Source organism: Nocardiopsis sp. NPDC006832 (assembly GCF_040635885.1).
GTDB lineage: Bacteria > Actinomycetota > Actinomycetes > Streptosporangiales > Streptosporangiaceae > Nocardiopsis.
Genome location: NZ_JBEYLC010000001.1, coordinates 151,929 through 169,456 on the forward strand (window position 1 = coordinate 151,929; position 17,528 = coordinate 169,456).

13 protein-coding genes are annotated in these 17,528 nt (G+C 69.9%); 5 read left to right on the forward strand and 8 right to left on the reverse strand.

The genetic code is table 11. The features are described from left to right. Nucleotides 1-2 precede the first annotated feature (2 nt). The 4 genes from ABZ717_RS00635 to ABZ717_RS00650 all read right to left on the reverse strand — a co-directional run bounded on the left by ABZ717_RS00635 (nt 3) and on the right by ABZ717_RS00650 (nt 3,689). A complete protein-coding gene (locus tag ABZ717_RS00635) occupies nt 3-1,361 on the reverse strand; it encodes a protein kinase (protein ID WP_358503338.1) in 1,359 nt (452 codons plus the stop codon). A gap of 215 nt (nt 1,362-1,576) precedes the next feature. Further along, nucleotides 1,577-1,759 carry a Trm112 family protein gene (locus tag ABZ717_RS00640; RefSeq protein WP_067607312.1) on the reverse strand — a complete coding sequence of 61 codons (183 nt, stop codon included), beginning with the start codon at nt 1,757-1,759 and terminating at the stop codon, nt 1,577-1,579. Between the two features lie 40 nt (nt 1,760-1,799). Continuing rightward, on the reverse strand, nt 1,800-3,164 hold the full coding sequence (locus tag ABZ717_RS00645) for a phosphomannomutase/phosphoglucomutase (protein WP_358503342.1): 1,365 nt from the start codon (nt 3,162-3,164) through the stop codon (nt 1,800-1,802). A gap of 123 nt (nt 3,165-3,287) precedes the next feature. After that, nucleotides 3,288-3,689, reverse strand: coding sequence for a DUF3499 domain-containing protein (locus tag ABZ717_RS00650; protein ID WP_067607308.1), 402 nt, complete (start codon nt 3,687-3,689; stop codon nt 3,288-3,290). A 263-nt stretch (nt 3,690-3,952) separates the two neighbouring features. Between ABZ717_RS00650 and ABZ717_RS00655 the strand changes: the two genes are divergently transcribed. Then, complete coding sequence (locus ABZ717_RS00655) at nt 3,953-4,303, forward strand: metallopeptidase family protein (RefSeq protein WP_358503345.1); 351 nt, start codon at nt 3,953-3,955, stop codon at nt 4,301-4,303. Nucleotides 4,304-4,550: 247 nt separating this feature from the next. Here ABZ717_RS00655 and ABZ717_RS00660 read toward each other — a convergent pair whose 3' ends face one another. The 4 genes from ABZ717_RS00660 to ABZ717_RS00675 all read right to left on the reverse strand — a co-directional run bounded on the left by ABZ717_RS00660 (nt 4,551) and on the right by ABZ717_RS00675 (nt 11,895). Further along, nucleotides 4,551-6,203, reverse strand: coding sequence for a DUF5719 family protein (locus tag ABZ717_RS00660; protein ID WP_358503348.1), 1,653 nt, complete (start codon nt 6,201-6,203; stop codon nt 4,551-4,553). After that, nucleotides 6,204-9,650 (reverse strand): glycosyltransferase family 2 protein, encoded by a 3,447-nt coding sequence (locus ABZ717_RS00665; RefSeq protein ID WP_358503351.1) that lies wholly within the window; start codon nt 9,648-9,650, stop codon nt 6,204-6,206. It lies immediately after the preceding gene. Between the two features lie 293 nt (nt 9,651-9,943). Beyond that, nucleotides 9,944-10,231, reverse strand: coding sequence for a WhiB family transcriptional regulator (locus tag ABZ717_RS00670; protein ID WP_067605953.1), 288 nt, complete (start codon nt 10,229-10,231; stop codon nt 9,944-9,946). 239 nt (nt 10,232-10,470) lie between these two features. Beyond that, the gene (locus ABZ717_RS00675) at nt 10,471-11,895 is read right to left on the reverse strand and encodes a hypothetical protein (RefSeq protein WP_358503355.1); all 1,425 of its coding nucleotides are present in this window, start codon (nt 11,893-11,895) and stop codon (nt 10,471-10,473) included. Between the two features lie 248 nt (nt 11,896-12,143). Between ABZ717_RS00675 and cofD the strand changes: the two genes are divergently transcribed. The 4 genes from cofD (at nt 12,144) to ABZ717_RS00695 (ending at nt 17,482) form a co-directional block, all read left to right on the forward strand. Beyond that, nucleotides 12,144-13,127 carry a 2-phospho-L-lactate transferase gene (gene cofD / locus ABZ717_RS00680; RefSeq protein ID WP_358503357.1) on the forward strand — a complete coding sequence of 328 codons (984 nt, stop codon included), beginning with the start codon at nt 12,144-12,146 and terminating at the stop codon, nt 13,125-13,127. After that, on the forward strand, nt 13,124-14,419 hold the full coding sequence (locus tag ABZ717_RS00685; RefSeq protein ID WP_358503360.1) for a coenzyme F420-0:L-glutamate ligase: 1,296 nt from the start codon (nt 13,124-13,126) through the stop codon (nt 14,417-14,419). The genes cofD and ABZ717_RS00685 overlap by 4 nt, the downstream gene beginning before the upstream one ends. A gap of 300 nt (nt 14,420-14,719) precedes the next feature. Further along, complete coding sequence (locus tag ABZ717_RS00690; protein WP_358503363.1) at nt 14,720-16,309, forward strand: Na+/H+ antiporter; 1,590 nt, start codon at nt 14,720-14,722, stop codon at nt 16,307-16,309. Nucleotides 16,310-16,468: 159 nt separating this feature from the next. Continuing rightward, nucleotides 16,469-17,482: a chitinase gene (locus ABZ717_RS00695; RefSeq protein WP_358503366.1), complete on the forward strand. Its 1,014-nt coding sequence runs from the start codon at nt 16,469-16,471 to the stop codon at nt 17,480-17,482. The last annotated feature ends 46 nt before the right edge of the window (nt 17,483-17,528 follow it).

Genomic DNA, 17,528 nt, shown 5'->3' on the forward strand with positions numbered 1-17,528 from the left:
GGTCAGCCGCTGATCGCGAGGATGAGCACCAGCAGGAGCAGGATGACGATGGTGATGAGCACGAGCGGGATGACCCAGCCCTGCTGCAGCACCGAGTCCTTCCGTTGCTGCTGGTAACCGCCCCCGTAGGTCTGGTTGGGGTGCAGCCCGCCGGTCATCATGGGGTTCGCGCCGTGCTGCGCCGCCTGCGGGAGCCTGGGCTGCTGTGGCAGCGGCGGCTGCCCGAGCATGCCGGGACGCGGGTCGGACGTGCCCGGCTGCATGGCGTAGCCGCCGTGCCTGGGGTCCGAGCTCATGGGGTGCCCCGGCATCCCCGGCCGCGGGTTGGAAATACCGGGGTTGCCCATGCCCGGGGTGGGGTTGGCGAACCCGGGGTTCTGACCGGTTCGCGGGTCGGAGACCCCCGGCGGGTAGGCCATCCCGGGGCGTGGCCCGGTCTGGGGTTGAGGGCCCGTCTGCGGCTGGACCGGCGGCAACTGCGCCCCGTTGAGCAGACCGGTCTGGGCGACCCGCTCACCCCGCTCGAACGCGTCGGCGGTGTCGGGTTCGTCGGCCTCGTGCCCGAGCAGCCGCATGAGGAGCTGCTGGGCGTTGGGGCGGTTGTCGGGGTTCTTGTCCAGGCACGACTCGACGATGGGGCGCAGCATGTCGTCGATGCCGTCCAGGTCCGGGGGCGCGCTGACCACCCGGTGCACCACGGCGGGCACCGTGTCGGAACCGAAGGGCGCCCGTCCGGTGGAGGAGAACGCGATCACGCATCCCCACGCGAAGATGTCGCACTTGTCGGTGATCCCGCGCCCCTCGATCTGTTCGGGCGCCATGTAGGAGGGCGTACCGACGATCGAGTTGGTCATGGTGGCGGTGCCGTCGTCGACCCGGGCGATGCCGAAGTCGATCACCCGCGGCCCGTCCGGGCCCAGCAGCACGTTGCCGGGCTTGAAGTCGCGGTGGACGATGCCCGCCTTGTGGATGGCCACGAGCGCGGTCGCGGTGGACACCGCCAGTCGCTGGAGCGCGGCCCCCCGGACCGCGCGCCCCTTGGCCACGGTCTCCTGGAGGTCCTTGCCCGGCACGAACTCGCTCACCACGTAGGGCGGATCGTGATCGAGTTGGGCGTCGATGATCGCCGCGGTACAGAAGGACGCGACCCGCTGGGCGGCCCGCACCTCCTTCTCGAACCGCTTGCGCAGGTCGGAGTCCTGCGACCACTGGTCGTTGAGGACCTTGACCGCGTACTCCTCCCCGTCGGTGTCCTCGACGAGGTAGACGACGCCCTGGCCGCCCTTTCCGAGTCGTCCGGTCACGCTGTAGTCACCGAACGATGAGGGGTCGCTCGGCAGTAGCGATTCGGGACCGGGCATCGGTGTCCTCCAGGGAGGTCGTCTTGTGCGGGGCGCGCAGGACCAGGGTACGGGCAGGGTACGTCGGTCGGCGTGCTGGGAGAGACGGGACCCTGTGGGTCACCGCCTGACCGACGTACCCCCTATGACTGCCGAAACGAGTAGAACGTTCCGTTTCGGCCCGAACCTTTTTCGATCCTGCCGGGGGTACCTCGTGAAGGCCCCTGGGTGAGGGTTCAGGGCTGGGAGATCTTGCGCGCCTCGTCGACGAGCAGGACCGGGATGCCGTCCCGGATGGGGTAGGCCAGGCCGCTCTCGTCGCAGACCAGCTCGTCGGTCTCGGGGTCGTGGCGCAGCGGCGCCTGGCTCTGCGGGCAGGCCAGGATCTCCAGCAGCCAGCCGTCGATCTTCGTGCTCATGATTCTCGTTCCTCGTGTGCCGGCCTCGTGCGAGGTCGGGTCAGGCACGGACAATGTCCAGGACCTCGTCGCGCAGGCGCGCGACCTCTGTGTCGTCGGCGGCCTCGACGTTGAGCCGCAGGAGCGGCTCGGTGTTGGAGGCGCGCAGGTTGAACCAGGCCCCTTCCGGCAAGGTGACGCTGAGACCGTCGAGTTCGTCGACGGTGACTCCGTCCCGTCCGACGAACGCCTCGCGTACCGCCGCCATGCGACCGGAGGCGTCGTCGACCTTCGAGTTGATCTCACCCGAGGCCGCGTAGCGGGAGTACTCCTCCGTGATCTGCGAGAGCGGCCGTTGGTCCGCCCCCAGGACACGGAGGACGTGCATCGCCGCGAGCATACCCGTGTCCGCCTTCCAGAAGTCCCGGAAGTAGTAGTGGGCGGAGTGCTCACCACCGAAGACGGCCCCGCTCTCGGCCATCGTCGCCTTGATGAAGGAGTGACCGACCCGGGTGCGGACGGGCTCGCCGCCGTGTTCGGCGACGATCTCGGGGACCGCCGCGGAGGTGATGAGGTTGTGGATGATGGTCGCGCCCGGTTCGCGCTTCAGTTCCTGGACGGCGACCAGCGCGGTGACCGCGGACGGGGGTACCGGTTCGCCCCGCTCGTCGATGACGAAGCAGCGGTCGGCGTCACCGTCGAAGGCCAGACCGATGTCGGCGCCGGTCTCGCGCACCTTGGCCTGGAGGTCGACCAGGTTGTCGGGGTCCAACGGGTTGGCCGGGTGGTTGGGGAAGGTGCCGTCGAGTTCGAAGTACAGGGGCACGATCTCCAGCGGCAGGTCGCGCAGCACCGCGGGGACGGTGTGGCCGCCCATGCCGTTGCCGGCGTCCACCACGGCCTTGAGCGGCCGAGAACCCGACAGGTCCACCAGGTCGCGCAGGTATTCGGCGTAGTCGGCGAGCAGGTCCCTCTCGGCGACGGTGCCCTTCGGGCCGTCGTGGGCGGGGACGCCGCCCCCGTTCAGGCTCTCCTGGGCGAGACGACGGATGTCGTCCAGACCGGACTCGCCGCTGATGGGCGCGGCCCCGGCCCGGCACATCTTGATGCCGTTGTACTCCGCCGGGTTGTGACTGGCGGTGAACATGGCACCGGGCATGTCCAGGGCACCGGACCCGTAGTAGAGCAGGTCGGTGGAGCCGAGTCCGGCGAACACCACGTCCACGCCCTGGGAGGTGACCCCGTCGGCGAAGGCGTGGGCGAGCTCCGGCGAGGAGGGGCGCATGTCGTGGGCGACCACGACGGAGGAAGCGGCCACCACGCGGGCGAATGCCGCACCGATCGCTCGGGCGATATCGGCGTTGAAGGTGTCCGGAATCACACCCCGCACGTCGTATGCCTTGAAGATGCTTCCGAGGTCAACCACGTCTGCTCCGGCCGGGTCGGTTCTGCCACGAGTTCGGTCCAGCGTCCGGGTTCCGGACGCCGTACAAAACTAGCAAGGTACCGGCTGGGAGCCCCACGGGCATCGCCCGGAGGGGGCGCCCGTTCAGCCGTGCGGTCGGCGAGGGTCTCGCTGTTCGGAACGGTCGGACTTGACCACGCGTAGGTGGCCGCGGCGCAGGATCTCCTGGCCCTCGCCCACCGGCTCTCCGGGGGACGGCTCAGAACGCGCTGGCGGCCGCGCCGCCTCACGTACGGCGTCCGCCAGCGCCTCCAGGTCATCGCTGCCGGGGCCTCCGCCCGACGTCTCGACCGGGAGCCGGACCACCTCCCACCCGCGCGGTGCGGTCAGGCGCTCGGCGTGCATGGCGCACAGGTCGTAGCAATGCGGTTCCACGTAGGCGGCGAGCGGTCCGAGGACGGCGGTGGAGTCGGCGTAGACGTACGTGAGCGTGAATACGGCGGGCTGCCTGCACGCGGTGCGGGAACAGCGTCGAACATGGCTCACAGCGTTCGACTGTATGCCTTTACCGAGGGACACGCCAGCATCGTGTCATGAGCTGTACGTTTTCCGAACCCACTCGCCGGCTTCGAGCGGGTTCCCGGGATCCACGGCCCCACCATGGCCTTGGGGCCCGAATCGGACAGGGGCTACGCCAGGGGCCCGTGATGGCTTAGGCTCGAAGTGTGCGACGAGTGCGCCTTTCCAGTGGCCAACCAGATCGAGTCCGGCGCCGGGACCGCCGCGGCCGAGGCATCCGCGGTCCTCTCGTGCCCTCCGACCTACCGGTGTACCGCAGCCGAGCGCAGGCCTTCGACGACCTCGTCTTGGACGCGGTCGAACGCCTCGAACGGTTGTGGGCACGCGAGCTGGCGAACGTCGACTTCCTAGTGGAGGACGTTCCGCCGGTCCCGCCCCGCGGCGAGCCATCCGAGACGATCCCCTTCTCCCGCCTGGAGACCGACCCCGAGGGTCGGGCCAGGATCGTCGTCTACCGCCGTCCCGTGGAGATCCGGACCAAGGATCCGGACGAGATGGCCCTCCTGGTCCACGAGGCCGTGGTCGAGGAGGTCGCCAACCTGCTCGGGGTGGAGCCGGAGTCGGTCGACCCGGAAGGGTGACGACCCGGCCCCGCCCCCACGGGTCCGGATCCGGCCGTGCCACCCCGCACGACCGGATTCCACCCCTGCCCGAAGCGCTCCGCCAGTGCCGCGTCGGTCGGGATTCGCCCGTTACGGAGCGGGGTTCAGGATGGTGCATCGCAAGGCGGCGGGAAGTCCTCATAGTGGTTCCTATGTGGGCTTTTCGCCAACGCGGCGAGGTGCCGTGCCGAACTCCGCGACGGGGTGAATCCTGGCTGACGCGGCACTAGGGGACCACACCGGTCATGCTGTCTCGGACGACCGGTAGGCGGACCTCGATGGGCGCGGGCCGCACGGGCAGGACGCTGATCCCCGAACCCGAGCGCAGCACCCGGGCCACGTACACCGGCCCGGAGTCGTCCAACAGTTCCAGGCGCACCGCGTACCCGTCCGCGGGGTCGGCCCCCGAGGGCGGGGCCCAACCGTCGGTGTCCGTTCCGAAGACGTGCGTGGTACCGCCCGCCACGTCGGCGCGCACCGCGTCGCCCATGCTGCCGTCGGCGGAGATGGGGGTGGCCACGACCCTGGCGTCCTTGTCGGGGGCGCCCAGGATGAGCTCGACGTCGACGTCCTCGGGCACGTCCGGGATGACCGCGGTGCCGTTCAGCGGGGCCGCGAGCGGGTCGACGGCGGCCGTGTAGGCGGTCTCCACGACGGTCGAGCCGTCGTCGGAGTCGACCTCCTCGACGATCACACCGGCCACGACCGGGGAGTCGGACTCGACCACGATCGTGCCGGGGAGACCGGCCAGGGCGCTCTCCATGGTCATCCAGGCGGAGGCGGCGGGCGGCACGTTGAGGATCATCGGATCGTCCGGGGTGCCCTTGCCACCGTTGCCTTCGCCCTCGTCCTCGGCCTCTTCGTCACCGTCCTCGGTGGAACCCTCCTCGGGGACCACGTGGACGCGGGCCTCGACGGGTTCGTCACCGGGCGCGGCCACGATCAGGCGCCGGACGCCTTCACCGGCGGGCAGACCCGGAATGACCTGTTCGACGTCAGGGGCCCGAGTGGGGGTGACCCAGTCGGTGTGCCCCTCGGCGTGCTCGGCGAGCAGGGAGGCGGCCACGCGTCCCGTGCTGGTGCGCACGTGAACGCCGATGGAACCGGTGTTCTGGATGAGCTCGGTGACGTCGATGGTGGTCGACTCCCCCGGTTCCAGGCCGATCCCCCGGCTCTCCGGTGAGTAGGAGGGCCCTTCGGACGCGTAGATGTCGATGCTGGTGGTGGCCCGGAAGTCCTCGGGGTTGGTCAGGTGCACGGTGAGGGTCTCCAGTTCGACCCCGTCGGCACCGCCACCGCCGGGCAGGGCGAACCACGCGCCGATGCCGGGTTCACCGCAGCGGACCTCGGTGACGGCGTCGTCGGACACCGTGGTCTGGGCGACGTCCAGGCCGGAGGCCAGCGAACCCTCGGCGTTCAGCGCGGTGGGATGGGAGACCTCACCGGTGTCGGTGCGCCAGACCCGGCCGGGTTCGGTGAGTTCCTCGCCGAGCAGGTCTCCGCGTTCGTCGGCCTCCTCGGCGTCATCGGGGCTCCGGGACTCGGTTTCCGTGTCCTCGTCCGCCTCGTCCGTCTCCTCCGCGTCGGTGTCCTCGTCCTCCTGCGGGGTTCCCTCGACGGGTGTCGCCCACAGGGCCCCCTCGTCGTCGCGGCCCACCCGGGGCGCGAAGCCCGCCATCGAGCTCTCCGCGCCGTCGTCCTCTGACTCATGGGGGGCCGGGCACACGCGTGTGGCCAGTTCGGGACGGACGGTCCCGGGCCGGGACACCCCGAGTTCGGGGTTGACCGGCCGGATGACGAAGGCGACCCCGAACAGGGCGAGCAGGGCCAGCGCGACCAGTCCGAACAGGGCGAACCGGTTCTCCACGATCAGTCGCATCTAGCCCTCCCTCTCATCGTCGGGGCTCTCCGCGTCATCGCGGGACGCGCCCTTGTCGTCCGCTCGACGCTTCTTCGGAGCCCTGCGGGTGCCGGCCCGCCTGGTCCCGCGCTTGCCACGACGACGGCCGCCGACCACAGGAATGGACCCGGTGGTGGTGGGCCCGCTGTCGGGCTCGTCGCCCGGGTCATCGACCTGGTCGTCGCCGGCGTCCTCCGGGGAGACGCCCTCCTTGGCGGTGTCCTCCGGTGGAGCCTCGGTCTCGACCGTGGCGCCCCTGCGGGTTCGTCGGCCCCGACCCGGCGCCGAGGGGCCCTTGCGCGGACGGCGCGGGCTCGGCATCGGGGTGGCCTGGATGAGGCGCCGTTCCTCCTCGGTACGCACACCCGGCGCGGCCAGCACCGACACGATCAGCAGCAGTACGCCCTGGGTCAGGACCCAGGCCCGCTGCACCAGGTCGGTGTAACGGATCCGCAGTTCCCCGCCGTTCACCGGCAGGGTCCAGGCCTGGGTACCGTTCTCGGTCTCCACCGGGGTGAGCTCGACACCGTCCAGGCTGGCCTCCCAGCCGTCGTCGGCGGTCTCGGCCAGGGCCAGGCGCCGTCCCGTGTGGCCTTCCTCGACCTGTGCGGTGAGGTCGTCGGCGGAACCGTCCACGGTGAGTGCCTCGGCGGTCACACCGTCCTCTTCGACCACGCGCAGCGCACCGGTGGGCTCGGCGATCCGCCAGAGCCCGTAGTGGTGGGAGAGCGACTGCCGACCCAGGCCGGGGGTGCCGTCGAGGATGTCGACCATGGTGGCGTCCGCGGGTCCGCCCAGCTCGGGCCGGGGGTAGAGCACGTACTGGATGCCGTGGTCGAGCAGGGCGACCAGCTGATCGCCCTGGCCGGCGGCGAGTTCGGCCACCGCCCGATCCATGACGGCACGGGTCTCCGGATCGGGCACGAGCCGTTCCTCGCCCAGGCGGGGTTCGCGACCTCGCGCCACCACGTAGTCGAAAGCGCCGTCATCGGCGGGGGTGACGATGAGGGTGCGGGGTCGGGTCCCATCGCCGCTGACGCTGATCAGGGCACCGGGAACGGCCGGGGTGGCGTCCGCGGTGAGGGGTCCGTCCACTCCCTCCCACATCCACAGACCGGCCGCGGTGATCGGGGTGGCCAGGGCGAGGGTGGCCACACCCAGGGCGAAGTACCGCTTGAGGCCCCCTCCACCGATCATGTCGCCGAACGCCCGTGCCGCCGTGGCCGCCGTGAGCAGCACGGCGGTGGCGACGAAGGCGAGCGCGACCCCGGGCCAGACCTGGGCGGGCGGACCACCGAAGTAGGGCTCGATCACGACCTGGCCGGTGAGGATGGCGATGAGCAGACCGAAAAGGGCGAGCGACCAACCCGCCGCCACGATCATCCTGTTGCGGAGCAGCAGCAACGAGCACAGCGCCGCCGCGATGAACCCGGCGGTGACCCAGTACGGAGGGGTGCCGGGGCCGCCCGGGGACAGCATGAGCAGTTCGACGGGGGTGGCCCCGGGGTCGGACAGCTCGGGCCGGTGCAGCCCCGCCTCCAGCAGCCACAGGCTCGGGTGCAGCAGGAGTTCGAGGGTCCACGGCATGAGCAGCATCAACGGCACGCCCAGGCCGATTCCGACGCTGACGTAGACGCGGCGGCCCAGGTGCCCGAAGGCCAACGCCACGAGTACCCCGGTGACCAGGCACAGCAGCCAGACGAGGGGGACGAATGCGGTGGCCACGGTCAGGGTCAGGGCGAGTCCCCAGGCGGCCCGTCGGGAGGACTTGGGCGGCATGGACACGAGCCGGACCAACAACAGTCCGAGGATCGGCAGGAGGGCGTGTACCAGGGCCGTCCCCAGACGGCCTTGGGCGACCGCGCCGGTGGCCATCGGCATCAGCGCGTAGGCGCCGGCCATCCACAGACGGGCCGGGCGGAAGCCCAGCACCTCCTTGGCGAGCAGGTAGGCGGTCAGGCCGGCCAAGGGGACGCAGCCCAGCAGGATCACCATGACGGCGACCCAGGGTTGGCCCAGGGTGAGGGTGGACAGCAGCGCCAGCACACCCACGTAGGGCGGGACCGGGCCGTCGGTGCCCACACCGGTGTCGGGATGCGCGGACAGGTACAGGTTCCACAGGTCGGCGGCGTTGCCCGCCACCGCGGGAAGCGCGCCCCCGGCGAGCAGGTCGCCGAAGAGGAGCGAACGTTCGGCGATGATCGTGATCACGGTCAACCCGATGACCAGCATCGGACCGGGTTGCAGGACCACCCGGCGCAGGAACGAGTCGGCGTCGTCGGCGACCCCGTCCTCTTCCTCACCCGGCTGGACGGTCACGGCCTGGTGCCGGCCCGCGGTGTCGCCGACCGATTCGCCGGTGAGGAGCCCGGTGAACGCGTCGGCGAACTGCCGGGCGGCCACGCCGCGGGCGAGGAAGGGGCGGATCGCGCTGTAGGTTCGGCGACGGTCGCGTCGGCGGCGGAAACGGGCCTTGGCCAGCCGGAACGGCCTGCCGTAGACCATGGTGATCGCGGCCGCCTCGTCCAGCGCGTTCGCCGGCTGTTTGATGAGCAGGTACAGGATCACGCGCAACAGTGAGGCGACCGAGTTGCGCAACAGGGCGAACACCATGCCACCGACGGGCAGGTTGGCGAGCAGGACGAACACCGCGTGCCTGCGGTCGATCCGGCGGGGGTGGTTGCGGGTGGCCGTGATGCGCCGACGGCGGCGGGCCGAGGCCTCGGCGTGGTAGGCGATGGCCTCCGTGACCAGGCGCACCCGGAGTCCCGCGCCGCCCACACGCCAGCAGAAGTCGATGTCGTCGCGGAACAGGGGCAGCGCCGGGTCGAACCCGCCGAGCCGTTCCCACACGTCGCGGCGGACCAGCATGCCCGCGCTGGAGACGGCCAGGACCTGGCGGGTGCCGTCGTGCTGACCGTGGTCGAACTCACGCTGTTCCAGGCCGGTCTCGCGGCGGCCTGCCCCGTCGATGGTGACGCCGACCTCGACCAGGAGCCGGCGGTCGAACCAGTCGCGGAGCTTGGGGCCCAGGACCGCGGTGCGGGGGTCGTTGTCCGCCGCGGTCAGCAGCTGTTCGAGGGTGTCCCTCTCCGGGGTGAGGTCGTCGTGGATCAGCCACAACCACTCGGTGGCGTCGTCGTCGAAGCCCCGTACCTCGGTGGTGGAACGCGGTAGGTCCAAGGCGGCCCGGATCGCGTCGCCGTAGCCGGTGTCGTCGGGCAGGTCGATCATCGCGTCGTCGGGCAGGTGGTCCGCGAGGACGTCGGTGCTTCCGTCGGTACTGCCGGTGTCGGCCGCCACCACGCGCTGGACGGGCCTGCTCTGCGCACGCAGCGCGGACAGGGTTTCCGGCAACCAGCGTGCGCCGTCGTGGGACACGAGGACAGCGGTGACGACGTGACGGGCGGAATCCAGGTCATGCACGGCTGTGGTGGGTTCTCTCCGGGAGATGGATCGGCACCCGTGCTGCACGGGGCCGGGGATACTCCGGCCGGGCCGGCCGGTCGGCGCGTGAGTGCGCGGGGCGGCTCGCGGGCGCGAACGCGGGACATCACGATACGCCACCCCGCACCATTACAGGTCTATTCGGGTCAGGGGGACGGTGCGACCATATCGGAGCATTCACCCCATCGGAGGAGGGAGGGCGTGGTTCAGAGCCACCGACATGAGAAAAGCGCGCCCGGGCTCGTGCCCGGACGCGCTATGGCGATGGCTCCTCAGAGCATGTCCGCCAGGAAATCGAAATCTCCCCCGGCGGCTTTCTTCAGCCTTCGGCGCTCGCGCTCGGAGAGTCCCCCCCAGATGCCGAAGCGTTCATCATGCTCCAGCGCGTATTCCAGGCACTCCGCACGTACCTCGCACGACTGACAGACCTTCTTGGCTTCCCTGGTGGAGCCGCCCTTCTCGGGGAAGAACGCCTCCGGGTCGGTCTGCGCGCACAAGGCACGTTCCTGCCAGCCCGGATCTTCATCCGAACCGTGCGCCAGCGGGATGACCTCGCTCATGCGCACCTCCTGTAGCCCCCCAATAGATGTCCCGACCCTTTTCATCCCCCGGGTCGGGCGGAAATCCCACATTGGAATTACACGTGGATGCTCGACCTGAGGTCAAGCGCCCTGCGTGGTAATCCACTGAATATCATGCGACGAGCCTCCAACGGCAGGCCCGCGATGTCCGTTCTGTGGATTACCACGCCATTCACGTACCTTCCAAGGTGCGCTTCCGGGAGGCCTACCAGGATGGATCAGCGCTGACCGTCGTTGCCGTACCAGTTCTGCTGGCCATCGGCTCCACCCTGTCCTTGCTGGTCAGAGCCGTAACCGGCGCCTGATCCGTACTGGCTCCCGTAGGTGCCGGCGTTCGGATCCGACGACTCACCACCATTGTTCTCACCGGAGTTAAAGAATCCTTCAACTCCGCCCTCGGCAGGCGGCTCCTGCCCCGGCTGGGCCTGGTTCTGGTTCTGGTACCAGCCGTTCTGGATGGCGTCCTGGGCCTGCTGGTCGGCGACCGGCTGAGCGTCGTAGGGCTGCGGGGCGTACTGGGAGGGGTCGTAGCCCTGCCCGTACTCGGCCGGCTGCGCGGCCGGCTGAGCGCCCGTTCCGTACTGCTGGCCGTAGGCGTCGACGTTGTACTGCTGACCGTAGGAGTCGGCCCCGTACTGCTGGCCGTAGGCGGCCTGCTGCGCACCGGTCCCGTACTGCTGGGCGTAGGCATCCTGACCGTAGGCCTGCTGAGCGCCGGTCCCGTAGGCCTGCTGGCCACCCGTGCCGTACTGCTGACCATAGGCGTCCTGGCCGTAGGCGGCCTGCTGCGCACCGGTCCCGTACTGCTGGGCGTAGGCATCCTGGCCATAGGCCTGCTGAGCGCCGGTCCCGTACTGCTGGGCCGCCGGGTCCTGGCCATAGGCCGCCTGCTGCTGGGCGGCGGCGTCCTGCTGCTGACCATAGGGGTCCTGGCCATAGGCGGCCTGCTGCGCACCCGTGCCGTACTGCTGGGCGACGGCCTCCTGCTGCTGGCCGTAGGCGTCCTGACCGTAGGCCACCTGCTGCTGAGCGGCTTCCTGGCCGTACTGCTGACCGTAGGCCGCCTGCTGCGCCGCCGGGTCCTGGCCGTAGGCCTGGGCCGGGTCGGCCGAGGGGTAGCCCTGCTGGGCGAATCCCTGCTGCGCGCCGGTGGCCGGCGGGAACTGCTGCGGGTACTGGACCTGCTGCTGCGGCTGCGCGCGCGGCACCAGGTTCGGGTCGTTGAACGCCTTCAGCAGAGCGAACCCGAAGAAGCCGAGCACCGCGCCGAGTGCGGCCCGAGACAGGAAGCCGGAGAACGCCAGGCCACCGTTGTTGATGTCGATGAACCCACTGATCAAGCCGATCAGGCAGAACAGCAGCCCGACCCCGACCATGATCATCGCGGTGAGGACCACCGGGAAGGAGTTCGGGCGAGTACGCTCACCGGTCAACACCAGGGCCACCGCCGCGATCAGCAGCAGGGTGACGTTGATGCCGTAGAAGGACGAACCGGCCCCTCCCATGGCCCCGGCGAAGCTCCCGCCGATCTCGCTCGAAATGATGATCAGATCGATGAGACCCGAGAGCATCGTGACACCCACGGCCCCCAACAGGACCCAGGCCCCGGGCAGGCGTAGGCGTTCTAGTGTTTCGTTTTTCAAGAGAGGTTCCCCTCTGCTGCTTCGCCATCGCGTCGGAGGAAGCTTGGCATATCGTCGGACTGTCGGGTGAATCGGCTCGACCGTGCGTGGGCGGGACTTAAGGGACACCGAACGCGGAGCCGATGGGGTGGGATGGTGACCGCCACCGGAAGGTTCGCAAACCGCTCGCACCGGATCGGTCACGATGGACCGCGCCCACCATGGGGCAGACGACCCATACGCCTGCCCAGCCTGCCAGACTTGGGCGCATGCGGATAGTCGTACCGGCCGGCGGTATCGGCGGCGCACGTTTCCTCCGCGGCCTCAAGGCCGCCTTGGGAATGGACGCGTCGACCGGCCCGGACCAGGCCACAGACCACGAGATCACCGTCATCGGCAACACCGGTGACGACATCACCCTCTTCGGCCTCCGGATCTGTCCGGACCTGGACACCGTGATGTACACCCTGGGCGGTGGGATCAACGAGGAACAAGGCTGGGGCAGGATCGACGAGACCTTCACGGTCAAGGAGGAACTCGCCGCCTACGGGATGAAACCCACCTGGTTCGGGCTCGGTGATCGGGACACCGCCACACATATCGTACGTGCGCAGATGATCGCGGCGGGTTTCCCCCTCTCCGCGATCACCGAGGCGCTATGCGACCGCTGGAAGCCGGGTGTGCGCCTGCTCCCGATGAGCGACGACCAGGTCGAGACGCACATCGTCGTCGAGGACGGGCAAGGGCGCCGGGCCATCCACTTCCAGGAATGGTGGATCGAGCACCGTGCCGCACTGCCCGCCTCGGAGATCGTCTCCGTGGGCGCGGACACCGCGAAGCCGGCCCCCGGCGTGCTACGCGCCATCCAAGACGCGGACGTGGTCCTGCTGCCGCCGTCCAACCCCGTGGTCAGCGTGGGTTCCATCCTCGGGATCCCTGGGATCCGCGAGGCCCTCGTCGACAAGACCGTGGTGGGCATATCCCCCATCATCGGCGGCGCGCCCGTGCGCGGGATGGCCGACGCCTGCCTCACCGCCATCGGGGTCGAGACCAGCGCCCGAGCGGTCGCCGAGCACCTGGGTTCGGACCTGCTGGACGGCTGGCTGGTCGACGAGGCCGACGCCGACACCGAGGTCGACGGGATCGAGGTCCGATCCCGCCCCCTGTACATGAGCGACCCCCGGACCACCGAGGCGCTGGCCCGGGCCGCCCTGGACCTGGCCCTGGAGCTGCGCGGGGACGAGGACCGATGAGCACCGGCTTCCGCGTGCGCGGCCTGGTCGGGATACCGGAGGTACGCCGAGGAGACGACCTGGCCGCGCTGATCGTCGACGCGGTGGCGGCCTCGGGCGATCCACTGGTCGACGGTGACATGTTGGTCGTCACCTCCAAGGTCGTCAGCAAGGCCGAGGGGCGCGCGGTGCGGATGGACCGTGAGGAAGCCATCGACGCCGAGACCGAACGGGTGGTGGCCCGCATGGGTCGGACCCGGATCGTGCAGACCCGACAGGGGCTGGTGATGGCCGCCGCCGGGGTGGACGCCTCCAACGTCGAACCCGGGACGGTGCTATTGCTGCCCGAGGACTCCGACGTCTCCGCCCGTGCCCTGCGCGCCGAGATCACCGAACGCCTGGGCGTGCGCGTGGCCGTGGTGATCTCCGACACCTTCGGCCGCCCCTGGCGGGAGGGTCAGACCGACGTGGCGATCGGGGTGGCCGGACTGCGCGCGGCACAGGACCTGCGCGGCACGGTCGACACCCACGGCAACCTCATGGACGCCACGATCAACGCCGTCGCCGACGAGATCGCCGGCGCCGGTGAACTGGTCAAGGGCAAGACCAGCGCGATTCCGGTGGCGATCGTTTCGGGTCTGGGCGACCTGGTCGACGAGGAGGACGGCCCCGGCGCGGCCGAGTTGATCCGGCCGGCCGACGCCGACATGTTCCGCTATGGATCGCGCGACGTGGTCCCCGCCCGACGGACGGTACGGTCCTTCACCGACCGACCGGTCGACCCGGCGCTGGTGCGCCGCGCCGTGGCCACCGCGGTGACCGCTCCGGCCCCGCACCACACGACGCCGTGGCGGTTCGTCATGGTGGAGTCGGCCCACACCCGCAAGCGTCTGCTGGACGAGATGTTGCGGGCGTGGGTGACCGACCTGCGCGGGGACGGGTTCACCGAGGAACAGATCACCCGGCGGACCCGGCGCGGCGACGTGCTGCGACGGGCCCCGTACCTGGTGGTGCCGTTCCTGGTCGCGGACGGGGCGCACCCGTACCCGGACGAGCGCCGGGCCGACGCCGAGCGGTCGATGTTCCATGTGGCGATGGGCGCCGGCGTGCAGAACCTGCTGGTGGGGCTGGCCATGGAGGGGCTGGGTTCGGCCTGGATCTCCTCCACGATGTTCTGCGCGGACGTGGTCCGAGAGGTACTGGAGGTGCCCGACGACTGGCGTCCGATGGGCTCGGTGGCCGTGGGATACGCGGCCGAACCTCCCAAGGACCGCCCGCCCCGGGATCCCGACGACTTCGTCGTGGTGCGCTAGGGCGTGTTCCGTGGATGCTGCCCGTCGCGAGCGGTGCATCCAGTGGTGCCGGCACAAGGCCGAAGAAGGAGTCATCCCGGGTTTGGCTGTCGACTGATGAGAACGCTGTGACGGTGCCGCTGGGGCGCCGCGCAGCAGGGTATGTATTCGCGGAACACGCCCTGAGCCCCGCTCCCTTTCGCGGATTCCCCGGCTCCACGTCAGGACGCGCCGCCCGCCACGCGGGCGGCGCGTCCTCGTGTCGTGGCCGCCCGACCACTGCATGCTGGTCCGGTGCGCGACCGAAGTTAGGGGGCCCGGGTGCGCGTGGAAGAGTACGTGATCGCCACGTTGGTCGTGGTGGTGGCGGTCATCGTGGGGAAGGTCGTCTCCGGGCGGATCCGGATGCCCGGCGCCGTGGTGCTGGTGATGCTGGGGATGGTCCTGGGCGTGGTCCCGTGGATGCACTCGCTGTCGATCACCCCCGAGATCATCCTCCTGGTCTTCCTGCCGCCGCTGATCTACAACGCGGCGTTCTTCTCCTCGCCCAAGGACATGCGCGACCTGATGCGGCCCATCATCGTGCTGTCGGTGGGAATGACCCTGGCGACGGCGTTCGGGTTGGCCGCGATCGTCCACCTGCTGTTGCCGGACGCCGGGTGGCCCGCGGCGATCGCGTTGGGGGCGGCGATCGCCCCGACCGACGCCGTGGCGGCCTCGGCGATCCTCAAACGCGTGGGCACCCCGCGCCGGGTCCTGACGATCCTGGAGGGCGAGTCCCTGATCAACGACGGGGTGGCGCTCACCCTGTTCGGTCTGGCGGTCACCGCGATGGCGCATCCCCTCACCCCGGGGGACGCCGCCCTGGAACTGGGCAAGGTCGTGGTGGGCGGGCTGGCCTACGGGGCGCTGGTGGCCGTGGGGGGCGCCTGGGCCCGGGGCCGGATCCGGGACGCGTCATTGCAACTGATGGTGTCGCTCGTCCTCCCGTTCGTGGCCTACATCCCTGCGGAGATGGCGGGCTTCTCCGGGGTACTGGCGGCGGTGGTGGCCGGGTTCTACCTGGGCACGCACGGGGAGGGCCTGTTGCCGCCCCGGGTGCGGGTGAGCGGCCAGACCATCTGGGGCACGTTGGTGACCCTGTTGGAGGCGATGCTGTTCGTCCTCCTGGGGTTGCAGTTGGACGCGGTGGTCACCAGCGTGCGGGAGAGTTTCGACTTCCTGTACCTGGTGTCGGTGGCGTTGGCGGTGACCGCGACGGCGATCGTGCTGCGCGTACTGCTGATGCTGTTGATCAGCCCCCCACGGCGTCTCGCACCGCGGCTGAGATCGGACCTTCCGTCGTTCCGTGAGCGCGTCGCGATCGGGTGGAGCGGCATGCGCGGGGCGGTGTCCCTGGCGATCGCGCTCTCGTTGCCCGCGACCTTGGACGGGGACCCGTTCACGGATCGGGGCGGGCTCATCTTCGTCGCCGGGGTGGTGGTGATGGTGACGTTGGTCGGGCAGGGGGCGACACTGCCGTGGTTGCTGCGCCGGCTGGGGCTGACCGACGAGGGGACCCGGCGCAAGGAGTACCTGCGGGCCGAGTACGAGATGGACTGCGCGGCGGTACGCAAGGTCGACGAGTTGCTCACCGCGGGCGACATGGAGGACGAGACGGCGGACGTGGTCCGGGAGAGGTACTCACGGCGGATCGGTCGGTTGAAGAGGCTGCTCGACACCGAGGAGGGCGACCTGGACCGGATCAAGCGGGACGCCCGGGAGCGGGGCGCGATGCTCGGTCAGATCGATCAGGCTCGCCGGGACGCGTTGATGGCGCTGTACCGCTCGGGGGAGATCGACCACGACGTGTTCACCGGGATCGGCAAGGAGCTGGACCTGCGTGGCAAGGGCGGTGGGATCGCCCCCTGATAACAGCCGGTACCGGGTACCCAAGAAAACTACAAACTTTCTTAACCATTTCCGTTGACGGGCACCGGCGGTAACTCTAAGGTCTCCTAACAATTACCGGTTCACACGAGCACCTTCGTCTCCCCCGTCTCCCCGCTCGACGAAAGGAACGACCCCCTCATGCTCATCACCCGAAAGGCCCGGCTCGCCCTCATCGGCGGCCTCGCCGCGGCCACCACCGCGCTCGTCTCCTCCTGTGGCGCAACCGCCGAGCCGGTCGAGACCGTGGCCAACGCCGACTCCGTCGAGGTCCAACAGACCGACCAGTGGCTGACCGGGTACTGGCACAACTTCGACAACGGCTCCACCGTGATGCCGCTCGGGGACGTGCCCTCCGAGTACAACCTGGTGCCGGTGGCCTTCGCCGACAACCACCCCGAACTCGACGGCGGCATCACGTTCAACCTCGCCAGTGACGAACTGGGCGGGTACACCGACGAGCAGTTCCGCGAGGACATCACCGCCCTGCAGGCCGAGGGCCGCAAGGTGATCATCTCCGTGGGCGGCGAGCTCGGCCACGTCGACGTCACCAACCCCACCCAGGCGCAGAACTTCGCCGACACCACCTACGAACTCATGCAGGACTACGGGTTCGACGGCGTCGACATCGACCTGGAGCACGGCATCGACGCCCAGCACATGAGCGACGCCCTGCACGACCTCAGCGGCCAGGCCGGTTCCGACCTGATCATCACGATGGCCCCGCAGACCATCGACTTCCAGAGCCCGGACGCCGGGTACTACCAGCTGGCGGAGAACATCTCCGACATCCTCACCATCGTGAACATGCAGTACTACAACTCCGGCACGATGCTGGGGTGTGACGGCAACGTCTACGAGCAGGGCACCAGCGACTTCGTCGCGGCCCTGGCCTGCATCCAGCTGGAGATGGGCCTGAGCGCCGACCAGGTCGGCCTGGGCCTGCCCGCCACCTCCGACGCCGCCGGCGGCGGGTACATGCCGCCGAGCGACGTGGTCGCCGCCCTGAACTGCCTGCAGACCGGCGAAAGCTGCGGCGCGTACTCCCCCGAGACCCCCTACGGCCAGATCGGCGGCGTGATGACCTGGTCCGTCAACTGGGACGCGGTGAACGGCTACGACTTCGCCCAGACCGTTTCCGCGGCCCTCGTGTAAGAGGAAACGATCCGCGGGAGCACTCCCACCCGCGGCCTCGCGCGGC